The organism is Providencia sp. wls1922 (assembly GCF_009706505.1).
Taxonomy (GTDB): Bacteria; Pseudomonadota; Gammaproteobacteria; order Enterobacterales; family Enterobacteriaceae; genus Providencia; species Providencia lanzhouensis.
The window spans coordinates 1-13,629 of sequence record NZ_WLUG01000030.1; the positions used below are offsets into that span (position 1 = coordinate 1).

The window sequence follows — 13,629 nt, forward strand, 5'->3', positions numbered from 1 at the left end:
TGGTAGAGCAGTTGACTTTTAATCAATTGGTCGCAGGTTCGAATCCTGCACGACCCACCATCTCAAGTAAAACTCCAGTGATTGAATTATACCTCGATAAGATGGTTGCAGGTTCAACACGAAGTGTCAGTTCGAAGAACTGAAATCCTGCACGACCCACCATCTCAAGTAAACTCCCCAATCCTAAACAACTCTGTCATTTGCATATTGTACGTTGAGTGTAGGTGAGAAGCTGCGTTCAGGTTCGAGCCGAGCGAAGCGAGACAGCATTGCGCTTGTCGCAACGACCCGAAGGGCGAGGGCAAAGTCCGAGTAATCCTGCACGACCCACCATCTCAAGTACCCCAAAAACCAGCATTCCCTCGCCAGCCTAATACCATTTATTCCAGATTTTCAGGAATTAATCCATTATCCTTTAAGATCCCGATAACAATTTCTTGCACTTTTAAACCTACCGCTCGGTTATCTTGATAACCAAACAGTTCAATGGCTTCAGTCATCGCTTCCATAAAATGGCCCATCAAGCAATGTAGAGATAATGCAGCTTTTTGCGCAGTGCTACAGTCAAAAATCATTTCAGTTGCTTGAATAACACGCACAGGCATCCATTGCTGGTAATGTTTACCGTTATACCAAACATCATGCTGTGTATTTCCATGAGCAACAGTTTGTTCAAGTAAACTGAGAAAGAAGCGTTTCATGTCAGTACTTCTTGACCAAGCACTCCATAGCTCATTACGCGTTAATGCAATTGCTACTTGGTGTGCTTCAAACCAAAAATCCGTAACCAGTTCATTAAACTGATGTTCACTTAACGGTGCAGGTTTTAATACGCGAGGATTAGGCGACGGTAGTGCATCCGTGATCCCGGTTTTATCTAACAGCACCATGAAACCACGTGAGTAAGTACTATCTAACCCTTGTTGCTGCATTTTGAGTAATCGAGAAGGTTCTGCAAATGTAAAATCTACTTTGCGCCCCTCTTCATAAATTACTAAGCAGGTGGGATCTTCTGGCTCATTTTCACCACCATTTTCTAAATGTAATGCGATTAATGGATTGGCAATAAGGCTAACCCATTGTTTATCATTGAAAAGTGCAGTCACACCATGACCAATGAGTTCAATATCGATGTCTGAATAGCCATCGATGTCTAATTCTCTCCCTCTAGATCCAGTCAGTATGACGGCTTCGATTCTAGGTTCGAGTAGTGAAATAGAAATTATTTTATTTAATAGCGTTGCAGGTGATTCCATAACTAACCTATTGGAGTTAACAGAAGCCGCTAAGATACCGACAAATGAGGATAAAAGCGAAAAACAAATCGCGAAAAAGGGCACTATGATAAAATCATTCGCTTATAGGTGAAAAGGTTGGAGACATCTTAGCCAAATAAGCGTATCTTGTTTAGTATATAAAACAAAAGTATGTAGAATTAGAGGTTTTATGAATATTTATAAGCATAAAATAACTTTCTACTAAACAGAGGCAAGAAATGAGCGAGTTTATCGATTTTGACCATGCTGTTTATCCTTTTCCTCCTAAGCCAGCACTGTTAAATACCGATCAGAAAGCATTTTATCGTGAGCGCATTAAGCAATTATTGGTCGAAAAAAATGCGGTGATCATAGCCCATTACTATACCGATCCTGAAATACAAGCATTAGCTGAAGAAACTGGCGGCTGTGTTGCCGACTCCCTTGAGATGGCGCGTTTTGGCGCTCGACATGATGCATCAACCCTTGTTGTTGCTGGCGTACGATTTATGGGGGAAACAGCCAAAATCCTAAGCCCAGAAAAAAATGTCTTGATGCCAACACTCGACGCACAATGCTCGCTGGATATTGGCTGCCCAGACGAAGAATTTGCCCGCTTCTGTGATGCTCACCCAGACAGAACTGTGGTGGTGTATGCGAACACGTCAGCCGCGGTAAAGGCCCGTGCAGATTGGGTCGTGACATCCAGTATTGCGGTGGAGTTGATTGAACACTTAGATAGCCTCGGCGAAAAGATTATTTGGGCGCCGGATAAGCACTTAGGGCGCTATGTTCAACAACAAACTGGCGCGGATATTCTTTGTTGGCAAGGGGCTTGTATCGTTCACGATGAATTTAAGACCCAATCATTAGAGAAAATGAAAGCCATGTATCCTGAAGCGGCGGTATTGGTTCATCCTGAATCGCCTCAGGCGGTTGTAGATTTAGCGGATGCTGTCGGTTCAACTAGCCAACTGATTAAAGCTGCACAAACGTTACCTAACCCATCCATGATAGTAGCGACCGATAAGGGTATTTTTTATAAAATGCAGCAAGCGTGTCCAGATAAGTCACTGTATATTGCTCCAACGGCAGGTGAGGGGGCCACATGTAGAACTTGTGCCCATTGTCCTTGGATGGCAATGAATGGCTTACAGGCGATTACAGCGGCTTTAGAAGGCAATGGTATCGAGCACCAAATTCATGTAGACGCACAGCTGCGTGAAAAAGCCCTATTACCATTGGATAAAATGTTAAAGTTTGCAGAAAGTCTAAAATAACAACCAAAAATGAGCGGTTTAATTTCAAATAAGTTAACCGTGTGATATTGATGAGCAATGCTATTTTAACGATGAATGATAAATAGGATTTGAAAATGGAGTTTTTTAGCACCGCAAATACGTTAGTGCAGATCCCTGTATGGGGAACTATTTATGACCTTTCGTATATTGAAGCTGTTGGCACAATAGCGGGTTTATTGTGCATTCTATTGGCAAGCTTTGAAAAAACTATCAACTACTTATTTGGTCTCATTAATGTGACCTTATTCGCAGTGATTTTTTTCCAAATTCAGTTATACGCTAATTTGCTTTTACAGGTATTTTTCTTCGGCGCCAATATTTATGGTTGGTATGCATGGAGTCGCGTATCAAATGCTCAAGAAGCAGAGCTGAAAATCCGTTGGCTAAGTCTTCCTAAGGCGTTAACAACGCTGGTTATTTCGGTTTTAGCTATTATTTTCCTTACCTTTAATATTGATGCGGCATTTGGGCGCCTTGCAACTTGGGCGGTTGAATTATTAAACCTATTTGGCGCTAACTTAACCTTACCAACGCTAGATCCAGATGCTTTCCCATTCTGGGATTCCACAATGACTGTGTTATCTGTGGTAGCGATGATTTTAATGACCCGTAAGTATGTAGAAAACTGGCTACTCTGGGTAGTGATTAACGTTATTAGTATTGTGATTTTCTTTATCCAAGGCGTTTATGCAATGTCACTGGAATATTTAATTCTGCTTGGTATTGCATTGAATGGTTCTCGGTTGTGGATCAAATCCGCGAAAGAAAATGGCTCAACGGCGTTATCTCGTGACTAAGCTTCTTGTTAAGTTAGTTACTCAATAGGAAAAAATGCAAAAAACGGTTAAAGTAACATCATCGTTATTTAGCCGTTTCTTTATATTTTTACTCTGTATTATCCCTCAACTGTTTAGCTATTGTGCTAGATATCACTGTTTCACCTCATTTTATAATCAGAAGCGGAATAATGAGTGATTATCTCGCCATTTTGGCTGTTTACAGATGGCTAGGGAACAGTTAGATTGAAAATTCGATACCTGTCGCATTTTAAGTTAATTGTTAGCTATTGAGACTCAAAAAGGTATGTAACTCAACTTTAGGAAAAATAATAAACATTGGATATGCCAGTATGAACTATCAGAACGATGACGTCAGAGTAAAACAAATAAAAGAATTATTACCCCCTATTGCACTGCTTGAAAAATTTCCAGCAACCGATAAAGCGGCGTTTACCGTTCATGAAGCTCGTCATGCTATTCACAATATCCTAGTAGGGAAAGATGACCGTCTAGTCGTTGTCATTGGTCCATGTTCTATTCACGATACAAAAGCGGCTTTGGAATACGCTGAGCGCTTGAAAAAACTTCGTGAAGAGTTAAAAGATTCTTTAGAAATTGTGATGCGTGTTTATTTTGAAAAACCGCGTACTACAGTTGGTTGGAAAGGATTAATTAACGATCCTCATATGGATCATAGTTTTGATATTAACGAAGGGTTACGTATCGCGCGCGAGCTGCTGCTAACGATCAATGACCAGGGCTTACCAACGGCGGGTGAATTCCTCGATGTGATCAGCCCACAATATGTGGCGGATTTAATGAGCTGGGGCGCCATTGGTGCGCGCACCACTGAATCACAAATCCACCGTGAATTAGCTTCCGGCTTATCTTGCCCTGTAGGGTTTAAAAACGGAACTGATGGCACAATTAAAATTGCGATTGATGCTATTAATTCAGCGCGCTCGGCGCACAGTTTCTTATCGGTCACTAAATGGGGCCATTCAGCGATTGTGAATACAAGCGGAAACCCTGACTGCCATATTATTTTACGTGGTGGCAAAACGCCAAATTACAGCGCTGAACATGTTAAAGACGTGCGTGAAGGGTTAACGAATGCAGGGCTTATCCCAAGCATTATGATCGACTTTAGTCATGCGAACAGCAGCAAGAAATTTGAAAAACAGATGGAAGTTGCAACGGATGTTAGCGCCCAGCTTAGCAATGGCGATCGCTCAATTACGGGTGTGATGATCGAAAGCCACCTAGTTGAAGGTAACCAGAATTTAGAATCTGGCGAGCCTTTGGTTTACGGTAAGAGTGTCACTGATGCGTGTATTGGTTGGGATGATACGGAAAAAGTTTTACGTCAATTATCCGATGCGGTGATTGCTCGTCGTCAAAAGTAATCCATAAAATACAAATTTAATAACATGAATGAAAAGCCAGTTCGTTGTTCTCGGAACTGGCTTTTTTGTGACTATTTTTGCACTCGGCTTAATAATTTTTCAATATTTGCCTGATCTTCAGGAGTCATATTGGCAGGATTAGCAGAGAGCTGAATATCTGAACCGTCTACTTTAGCAGTGAAAAATAATTTTCCTTTTTCACTTTTTACGTAGAACACATCTTTGAGTGGGATACGGTAACAATAAGCAAAGATATTCGGGCGAATATAAAAATGTGCATCTTTGATAGCCAAGTAGGTAGTGCTACTCGCTTTTTTACCAAAGAAACCTAAGAAAATTGCCAGCACAAATAAAAACATACCTAGGCTTTGGCTTAATACAATCAGTACGATACCTAAAATCGCAATCGGGAATACCATCATTGTATTGCTGCGTTTATTCATCGGGATACTGACGTCGAAAGGCACATTAATGGTGGTATCAAATGGCGTGAGTTGGTGGTAACGCCAGCGGATGGCAGAAAAGACCATACCCATCGCAAACACAATGGTAATTGGCATTAATGCGACGCTGCTGACCACGGCCAGAACAATAGCGAATGTAGGTTTATAATTGAGAACCATCATGCTGACGATTTGCAGAGGGAAGCTGACACACGCAATGATCATCAATGTTTTCATCAGCTCAGGGTTTGCGCTGCCAGCAGGGCCTTCAAGAGTCATTTCCCCTGTTTGTAACATATACAGTAGCGCACCTAAAATACTGGCGCTGAGGATCAACCCCACCCAGACATAAAGATTAAACTTATTCATTATCTTGTATTATAAACCTTTCAGTGAATTTTCCCTATGATAGTCGGTTCTCGGTGTTTTCGACACTCTGAGGTGATGGATTTTATAATCAAACTCGAAAAATAAAGAAAAATGCCAATAAAAAAGGGCTAAGCCATTGGCTTAACCCTCAATAGGCATAAAGAAAAGTTAGTAATTACTTCGCTTTACCTTGGTTTGCAACCGCCGCTTGTTTTGCTGCGATTTCATCTTGGTTACCCAGATAGTAGCGCTTGATTGGTTTCATGTTCTCATCGAACTCATAAACCAGTGGCACTGCTGTTGGGATGTTCAGGTTCAGAATTTCTTCTTCACCCATGTTGTCCAAGTATTTAACCAGAGCACGCAGTGAGTTACCGTGAGCGGCAATGATCACTTTCTCACCTTTTTCAACACGTGGCTTAATCACTTCTTCCCAGTAAGGAACAACGCGATCGATAGTGGTTGCTAAGCTTTCAGTCACTGGTAATTCAGATGGTTTTAAGTTTGCGTAACGTGGGTCGTGACCAGGGAAACGCTCATCATCTTTAGTCAGGTCTGGTGGGGTAATTGCAAAACCGCGACGCCACAGTTTCACTTGTTCATCACCGTATTTTGCCGCGGTTTCTGATTTGTCTAAGCCTTGCAGTGCACCGTAATGACGCTCGTTTAATTTCCAGCTTTTTTCAACTGGCAGCCATTGCTGTTCAACTTGATCCAGAATGTTCCATAAGGTGTGGATGGCACGTTTCAGAACGGAGGTATAAGCGAAATCAAAAACAAAACCTTCTTTTTTCAGAAGTTGACCTGCATTTTTGGCTTCTTCACGACCTTTCTCTGACAGTTCTACATCAGTCCAACCGGTGAAGCGGTTTTCTTTGTTCCACTCACTCTCACCGTGTCTTACTAAAACCAGTTTAGTTACAGCCATAGCTAAAACTCCTATCAGTACATTCAAATTAGAAATGAATTATTGCTGACCTACATTATAGGGATAGTCGTCCCGAACGCTAGTGACAACATGACGTTTTCTCAGTTTCAAGTCAAAAAAAGCAATAATATCTTGGGATTAGTGGTTTTAATTTAACTTAAGGTTAGACGAAACGATTTAGTCTATTAGGTGTTTTAGCACCGTGTCACTGGCTCAGTAAATCAGAAGGTATGCCATAGATTTAACCCTAAGTGAATCGATACAGCAAGTGAAAAATTCAATAATAATATGTGCTGGATTAATTTATTGGGAAATTTGATAAGGGGTAATAAATGATGCTGGTAAGTAAATACTTACCAGCAAGATAGCAAGGTTATAATTCTGAGACAATTTCAATATCGTAGCGGTATTTATCCCCATCAGGGACAAACTTCAGGCGATGGGTAATGCACGATGGCGCATCTTCTTGGTGATGTGAAACAAACAATAGCTGAGTATTTCCTCGGCTAAGCATGATATCGATAAAACGTAATACCAGCAGGCGATTTAGCCCATCAAGCCCTTGAAGAGGTTCATCCAAAATAAGCATGGTAGGGTGTTTAACCAAAGCGCGAGCAATCAGAATTAATCGCTGTTGACCCCACGATAAGCTATGAAATGGTTGTTGAGCCGTTTGTGGTGCAAATCCAAGCAGTGCTAGCCATTCATAAGCTAACTGAACTTGGCGGTCTGAAGGTGTTTGATACAGACCGATGGAGTCATGGAAACCGGAAATAATTACGTTAAGTACACTGGTTGCCACACGATACTCTTGATGAATACTGTTACTGACATAGCCAATATGGCGCTTAATATCCCAAATCGTTTCTCCGCTGCCGCGACGGCGTCCAAACAAGGTTAAATCATTACTATAACCTTGAGGATGGTCACCAGTGATCAGGCTTAACAATGTGGATTTACCCGCACCATTTTCACCAATGATCTGCCAATGTTCTCCGGGATTAACTTGCCAATTCAGCTCATGTAAAATGGGTTTATCGTTGTAGCTAACGACACCATTGTTTAAAACAATACGTGGTGTCTCTGTATCTAGAGCCTCTTCAATCGTGGGATCTTCTTGTTCAGGAATAGTGAGTTGCTTGATTTTTTCACTGTGTTGTAGCTGGTGGATTAGGGTGTTAGCAAGCACTGACTCTCTATCTCCACTTAGAGTGAGTTTACAGTCAGCGACAACACCAATGTGCTCAACAAAATCGGGAATCTCATCAAATCGATTGAGAACTAATACCAAAGTGAGACCTTTATCATGCAGACTAAATAGCAGTTCGCTAAGATTGCTTCGTGAATAGATATCTAAGCCATCAAAAGGTTCATCGAGGATCAGTAAGTCTGGAGAGCTCATCAAAGTTTGGCACAGTAAGACTTTGCGAGTTTCCCCGGTAGACAGATATTTAAAGCGGCGTGATAGCAAATCGCTGATACCAAATTTAGCCGCAAGTTCTAAGCACAATTCATTATCTTTATGATGAAGTTGAATAATTTCCGCGGCAGTAAAGCCCGTATCGTCTTCATTTTCACTGAGTAAGTCGGTGTTATTACGTTGCCACTCTTCTGCGATGATTTTTTGTAGCTGCTCAAAAGAGAGGCGGATAGGGGACTTGAAGCCGCTTTGGGTGATTCCGGTAAGGGATTTCAACTCCCCAGAGAGTACGCGTGCTAGCGATGATTTTCCGCTACCATTGGCACCAATAAAAGCCCAGCTTTCACCCGAATGAATTTCGAGATGAGGAATATCGAGCGTTTGGGTCTCGCTCAGCTTAAAGCACCCATTTTGTATTGTTATCGAGCTCATTTAGCTTCCTTATCATTGACCTGCCTGCTACCACAAATAATCAGGTTTACAGGTAAAGTCAATAAGTCGACATGAGGGGGAAGCTAAAAAATAGCGAATTAGGAGCAATATTAGGGGCGTTAACCCCTAAAAATCTAACAAAGTGTAGCGATAATCACTTGGTCGGCATTAAATAGCGCTGTAATCGGGTCGTTAATCGCCAGTTTTAACGCATCAACTTCTTGATTTGATAAGGTAGAGCAGAGTGTTTCTCCACCCGTTAAAGCGACAAGGATCTCGCTGTTTTCAGGACCTCTTTCGAGGGTTGAAACGGTGCCTGCCAGTTGATTATCAAAATGGGTTTCGCTTGGTTGTTTGGTCAATTTGACCCACGGCGCTTTAATCAGAGCGAGGACTTCTTTCCCTTCAACTAAGCCAAGGCGGTTAGCGCTGGACTCGGTTAGTGCGGCATTAATGACAGTTTTCTTGTCGGCCAATTTCACTTGAACATGCTGTAAAACATGGTTGTGATCTCGAGCAATCAGAGTACCAAAAAATTGGTTTCGGGCACTGGTTTGCAATGAAAAGCGAGAGATTGCAGCGAGTAAACTATCAAGGGGAAGGCTATCATCTTTGAGCACGTCAAAGGCTTTCTGTTGAATTTGCCCCAGTAAATCATAGAGCTGGATTAATCTTTCTCCATACTGGGTGAGAGTGGTTCCGCCGCCACCTTTGCCTCCGGTTGATCTATCCAGCAGAATATCATCGGTCAGTTGGTTCATTTCATTGATGGCATCCCATGCACTTTTATAGCTGATCCCTGCAAGTTTAGCGCCTTGGCTAATCGATCCTGTTGCTTTTATCTGCTTTAATAGCGCAATTCGGCGAGGGTCGGCAAATAAACTTCCCTGTAGCTTCAATGTAAGTAAGATTTCGGCCTGCATTGTTTAAAATCTCCCTGCTAGGATTGTGGCGGCAAAGGCAAAAAGCACATTTAGTATGTTGCTAGTATAATAATTTGTCTAAAATAGTATGCAATATAATGCTATTGTGCGTTATTATTTTTGTTATATTGATTTTTCCCTCGTCAGCGTATCAGAATGCTGGTGAGCACAGTATCACTGAAGAGGCTTAGATGTTAGAACTTATCAAAAGTTTGGGTTTTGCCCTATTAATGGTTCCGGTTGTAATGGTATTGATCATGGGTCTGATCTATGGCTTAGGTTCATTCTTTAACCTATTGTCTAAAGCGCATGTTCCGCATCACCATAATACTGAAAATAAGTAATACATAGCGAGCTTAGCTCGAATTAATCCTAGCCCCTTGATTGTGCATGCAGTCAAGGGGCTTTTCGTTTTAGTAGAGCGCTTTAAAATAAATGATGTTGGTCATCGTAATAGTTTGAAAACAACTCTCTGCGGTTTTGAATATTAAACTCTTGTTGTTCTTCTACGGATTTTTCTGGGAAATTTTTGTGGAATGTTTTGAGGATATCTATTGGATCTTGTTGTGTGTTTTCAGTTAATTTTTTGATTGCTTCAAGAACAAATAGCCCACAACCATTTGGCACGTATTGTTGAATATTCCCTTCAATAAAGGTCATATTATCACCAGCCCCAACAACTTGAGCGGCATCCATGAGTTGTTCACGAATTTCGGGCGCGAGTCCAGTGAATGAATTGAATACCACACTATCGGTTTTCTGTGTCAATTGATCTCGATAAAGTGCAAGCAAAATCCAATGCTCGTGGACATTGATGGGGAATAATTCAAGTTGATTCAATCCCTGCGAATTTTTCTCTTTTTGTTCAATATTTTCCTTCAAAAAATCTAACCCACTTAGAGTAAGAGGCATTGCGCTATTGATGGTTATATTAGATGGTAAGGCGTTGAGGGCTTTATTCTCGGAATCAATTTCATCGCTGGTGACCATTCTATTTGTATCCCAAAGTGTTGATTCTGTTCTATCATCTTTGAATAACAGGGTGCTTAATCCAATCTTATCCATGAGGTTTTTTATGGATGAACCAATAATATAGAGGAGCTTAGACGGTTTTTTTAACTTTGAATCGTCAAAGTGGTTTGCGAGTTTTTTGTCGGTATATAGTTGGTATAACGCTTCACTGGTTTTCTGTATTTCCTTATCAATTCCTTTCTTTGCTGGCTGTTTACCACTGAATAAATCGAATAGGATATTTTCGGCTTTTTTTCCTGAAGAGCCTTGGCGTAGGGCGATATTGTGTAGTAACTCAATACTGTTTAAATCGCCATTTCCTGCCTGTTTTCCCAAAACATCCAACGTTTCTGGATTGATCTCTTCATCAAATAATCGATTAAATTGTTCGGTCGTTAATCCGCTTATGTAATTATTTTGGGTTGGAGCGCGTACTACCTGTGTGGGAATCATACCTTTTCCTTTTTTCATGACGCATGGCAAAAAAATTGAATTAAACATTCAAATGTAAATGATTTGTGCCGATAAAATTACAAAGGAAATATATTTAAGGCTATATAAAAGCGATGATGCTAAGACCCAAAAATCCTGCGGTGTAATTAGCATGATAAGTATCCCATTGAGAAAAAGTGGATGAGTTCTTGAGCTAGCACACTTTTATGTATTGTTTGACTTTAAGTTATCGCTGTATCTTGATATATATAGCGAGTTAAATAATACAATGGTGGATTAACATGAAAAAAGGTTTGATATCTCTGGTTGCGGGTGCCACGTTAACACTGACTATGGCAGGTAATAGCTTCGCGGCTGAAAAAATTACCGTATTTGCGGCGGCATCACTGACTAATGCACTGAATGAAATTTCAGAGCAATATAAGAAAGAAACGAATGTTGAGGTAGTCGCTTCATATGCTTCTTCTTCAACGCTGGCTCGCCAGATTGAGCAAGGCGCACCCGCAAACATGTTTATCTCTGCTGACCAGCAGTGGATGGATTTTGCGATTGATAAAAATCTGATGGTTAAAGACACCCGCTATACTTTATTAGGTAACGAGCTAGTGTTGATTGCACCAAAAGATTCAAAAATCGATAAAGTGGAAATTAACAAACAGACAGATTGGAAAAAACTGTTAGATGGCGGCCGCTTAGCAGTCGGCGACCCTGATCACGTTCCTGTTGGGATTTATGCAAAAGAAGCATTGACCTATTTAGGAGCTTGGGAAACGGTTGACCCATTATTAGCGCGTACTAACAACGTACGTAGCGGAATGGCACTCGTTGAGCGCCAAGAAGCACCATTAGGTATTGTGTACGGCTCTGATGCTGTTGCAAGCCAAAAAGTAAAAGTAGTGGGTATTTTCCCTGCAGACACTCATAAACCTGTTGAATATCCAATGGGAATTGTGAAAGATCAGGATAATAAAGCGACCCGTGATTACTATGAATACCTGAAAACCCCAGCGGCTTCAGAAATATTCAAGCGTTACGGCTTCACTCCAAATCAAAAATAATTAAGAGATCATATCGTTGCAGATGTTAAGTCCATATGAATGGGAAGCGATTTACCTCAGTTTAAAAGTTTCCAGCGTGGCGGTGCTATTTAGCTTACCGTTTGGTATTTTGATGGCTTGGGTATTAGTCCGCTGCCATTTTCCTGGCAAAACATTGCTCGACAGTATTATCCACTTACCATTGGTGCTACCGCCAGTGGTAGTGGGATATTTGCTACTCGTCAGTATGGGGAAGCGAGGATTTATTGGCGAATGGCTGTATGACTGGTTTGGTTTCAGTTTTACATTCAGTTGGCGCGGCGCGGCATTGGCATCGGCGGTGGTCGCATTTCCATTAATGGTGAGAGCGATACGCATAGCGCTAGAAGCTGTAGATAAAAAGCTGGAACAAGCCGCACGAACCCTTGGCGCGAGCCCATTAAGAGTTTTTTTCACGATCACCATTCCATTATCGTTGCCGGGAATTATTGTCGGTACGGTTTTAGCTTTTGCACGTTCTCTTGGCGAATTTGGGGCAACTATTACGTTTGTGTCTAATATTCCAGGGGAAACTCAGACAATCCCACTCGCTATGTATACATTGATAGAAACGCCGGGAGCAGAAACTGATGCGGCGCGTCTGTGCATTATTGCGATTGTCTTAGCATTAATTTCGTTATTAATTTCAGAATGGCTCACCCGTTGGGGCAAGAAGCGTCTGGGGGTAGCCTAGTATGTTAGAACTAAATTTCGCGCAAAAATTGGGTGATTTACAAATGGAAGTGAATACCCAGCTACCCACAGAAAGTATCACCGCAGTTTTTGGATTATCAGGTGCGGGAAAAACATCACTAATCAACGTGATAGGCGGGTTAACTAAACCAAATAAAGGGCGTATCGTTCTCAATGGACGCACGCTGGTGGATATCGAAAAAGGGATCTGCTTGCCCCCTGAAAAGCGTCATATTGGCTATGTTTTCCAAGATGCTCGGTTATTTCCCCACTACCGCGTAAAAAGCAATTTACGCTACGGTATGGCGCCGCAAATGAAAGAGCGATTCGACGATATCGTTGAATTATTGGGGATTGAAAAATTACTAAATCGCTTCCCAATGACTCTCTCTGGTGGGGAAAAACAGCGGGTGGCGATTGGGCGTGCATTATTAACAGCGCCTGAAATTCTGTTGATGGACGAGCCATTAGCCTCCCTTGATCTCCCACGTAAGCGTGAATTATTGCCTTACTTAGAAAAGCTCTCCCAAGACGTTAAAATCCCGATTTTGTATGTCAGTCATAGCCTCGATGAAATTCTGCGTTTGGCAGATAAAGTTATCGTCATGGCGCAAGGTAAAGTGAAGGCGTTTGGCCCCCTAGAAGAGGTATGGGCAAGTAGCGCATTACGCCCTTGGTTACAGCAAGAAACCTTGAGTAGCGTGTTGAGTGTGGAGGTGCATAGCCAGCACCCTGATTATCAAATGACGGCGGTGATGGTGGGTAATCAAAAATTGTGGATCCCTCGCGTAGATGTAGATAAAAACAGTGCGTTGCGATTACGTATTGATGCATCTGATGTCTCTTTAGTGCTTGAAAAACCTTCAGTGAGCAGTATCCGTAATATTCTTTCTGCGGAAGTAGTGGAATGGATAGAGGATGGCGAGCAAGTGGATGTGAAGTTAGATTTGGGGGATGAGCACTATTTATGGGCAAGGATCACGCGCTGGGCTAGGGATGAACTTTCGATTCGTAAAGGACGGAAGGTGTTTGCGCAGGTTAAGTCGGCATCTCTTTCTAAAACGTTCTAAAGGCTCGTCGTTCTTCACACCACAGCGTTGTTGACTTCATTAACTCACCCTAGTCACATACTTGTGTAT

At 41.7% G+C, this 13,629-nt stretch carries 13 protein-coding genes and 1 other RNA gene; 8 read left to right on the plus strand and 6 right to left on the minus strand.

Going from position 1 to position 13,629, the window contains the following annotated elements; genetic code table 11:
- The first annotated feature begins 204 nt into the window (after positions 1 to 204).
- Positions 205 to 333: non-coding RNA, RtT sRNA (locus GKR71_RS01440), on the plus strand.
- A gap of 47 nt (positions 334 to 380) precedes the next feature.
- On the opposite strand, the gene GKR71_RS01445 is transcribed toward GKR71_RS01440, so the two are convergent.
- Positions 381 to 1,256 carry an aminoglycoside 6-adenylyltransferase gene (locus GKR71_RS01445; protein WP_154633856.1) on the minus strand — a complete coding sequence of 292 codons (876 nt, stop codon included), beginning with the start codon at positions 1,254 to 1,256 and terminating at the stop codon, positions 381 to 383.
- 239 nt (positions 1,257 to 1,495) lie between these two features.
- Between GKR71_RS01445 and nadA the strand changes: the two genes are divergently transcribed.
- The 3 genes from nadA (at position 1,496) to aroG (ending at position 4,742) form a co-directional block, all read left to right on the plus strand.
- Positions 1,496 to 2,536 (plus strand): quinolinate synthase NadA, encoded by a 1,041-nt coding sequence (nadA, locus tag GKR71_RS01450; protein ID WP_108479386.1) that lies wholly within the window; start codon positions 1,496 to 1,498, stop codon positions 2,534 to 2,536.
- Between the two features lie 95 nt (positions 2,537 to 2,631).
- The gene (gene pnuC / locus GKR71_RS01455; protein ID WP_036950573.1) at positions 2,632 to 3,354 is read left to right on the plus strand and encodes a nicotinamide riboside transporter PnuC; all 723 of its coding nucleotides are present in this window, start codon (positions 2,632 to 2,634) and stop codon (positions 3,352 to 3,354) included.
- A 332-nt stretch (positions 3,355 to 3,686) separates the two neighbouring features.
- A complete protein-coding gene (aroG, locus tag GKR71_RS01460; protein ID WP_108479387.1) occupies positions 3,687 to 4,742 on the plus strand; it encodes a 3-deoxy-7-phosphoheptulonate synthase AroG in 1,056 nt (351 codons plus the stop codon).
- A 71-nt stretch (positions 4,743 to 4,813) separates the two neighbouring features.
- Here the strand turns inward: aroG and GKR71_RS01465 are convergent, their stop codons facing one another.
- The 4 genes from GKR71_RS01465 to modE form a co-directional block, all read right to left on the minus strand.
- Positions 4,814 to 5,554, minus strand: coding sequence for a hypothetical protein (locus GKR71_RS01465; RefSeq protein ID WP_154610166.1), 741 nt, complete (start codon positions 5,552 to 5,554; stop codon positions 4,814 to 4,816).
- Between the two features lie 175 nt (positions 5,555 to 5,729).
- Positions 5,730 to 6,482 (minus strand): 2,3-diphosphoglycerate-dependent phosphoglycerate mutase, encoded by a 753-nt coding sequence (gene gpmA, locus GKR71_RS01470; RefSeq protein ID WP_036950561.1) that lies wholly within the window; start codon positions 6,480 to 6,482, stop codon positions 5,730 to 5,732.
- Positions 6,483 to 6,855: 373 nt separating this feature from the next.
- Complete coding sequence (gene modF / locus GKR71_RS01475) at positions 6,856 to 8,334, minus strand: molybdate ABC transporter ATP-binding protein ModF (protein ID WP_036950558.1); 1,479 nt, start codon at positions 8,332 to 8,334, stop codon at positions 6,856 to 6,858.
- Between the two features lie 134 nt (positions 8,335 to 8,468).
- The gene (gene modE, locus GKR71_RS01480; RefSeq protein WP_036950555.1) at positions 8,469 to 9,257 is read right to left on the minus strand and encodes a molybdenum-dependent transcriptional regulator; all 789 of its coding nucleotides are present in this window, start codon (positions 9,255 to 9,257) and stop codon (positions 8,469 to 8,471) included.
- A 191-nt stretch (positions 9,258 to 9,448) separates the two neighbouring features.
- On the opposite strand from modE, the gene GKR71_RS01485 reads away from it, so the two are divergent.
- Entirely contained in the window at positions 9,449 to 9,601 is a 153-nt protein-coding gene (locus GKR71_RS01485; protein ID WP_036950553.1) for an AcrZ family multidrug efflux pump-associated protein, read from the plus strand.
- Positions 9,602 to 9,683: 82 nt separating this feature from the next.
- Here GKR71_RS01485 and GKR71_RS01490 read toward each other — a convergent pair whose 3' ends face one another.
- Complete coding sequence (locus tag GKR71_RS01490; RefSeq protein WP_187369807.1) at positions 9,684 to 10,739, minus strand: ElaD/SseL family deubiquitinase; 1,056 nt, start codon at positions 10,737 to 10,739, stop codon at positions 9,684 to 9,686.
- Positions 10,740 to 11,002: 263 nt separating this feature from the next.
- Between GKR71_RS01490 and modA the strand changes: the two genes are divergently transcribed.
- The 3 genes from modA to modC are packed head-to-tail and all read left to right on the plus strand — an operon-like array spanning position 11,003 to position 13,560.
- Entirely contained in the window at positions 11,003 to 11,779 is a 777-nt protein-coding gene (gene modA, locus GKR71_RS01495) for a molybdate ABC transporter substrate-binding protein (RefSeq protein WP_036950547.1), read from the plus strand.
- Between the two features lie 22 nt (positions 11,780 to 11,801).
- Positions 11,802 to 12,491: a molybdate ABC transporter permease subunit gene (gene modB, locus GKR71_RS01500; RefSeq protein ID WP_154633857.1), complete on the plus strand. Its 690-nt coding sequence runs from the start codon at positions 11,802 to 11,804 to the stop codon at positions 12,489 to 12,491.
- A gap of 1 nt (position 12,492) precedes the next feature.
- Positions 12,493 to 13,560: a molybdenum ABC transporter ATP-binding protein ModC gene (gene modC, locus GKR71_RS01505; RefSeq protein WP_036950539.1), complete on the plus strand. Its 1,068-nt coding sequence runs from the start codon at positions 12,493 to 12,495 to the stop codon at positions 13,558 to 13,560.
- The last annotated feature ends 69 nt before the right edge of the window (positions 13,561 to 13,629 follow it).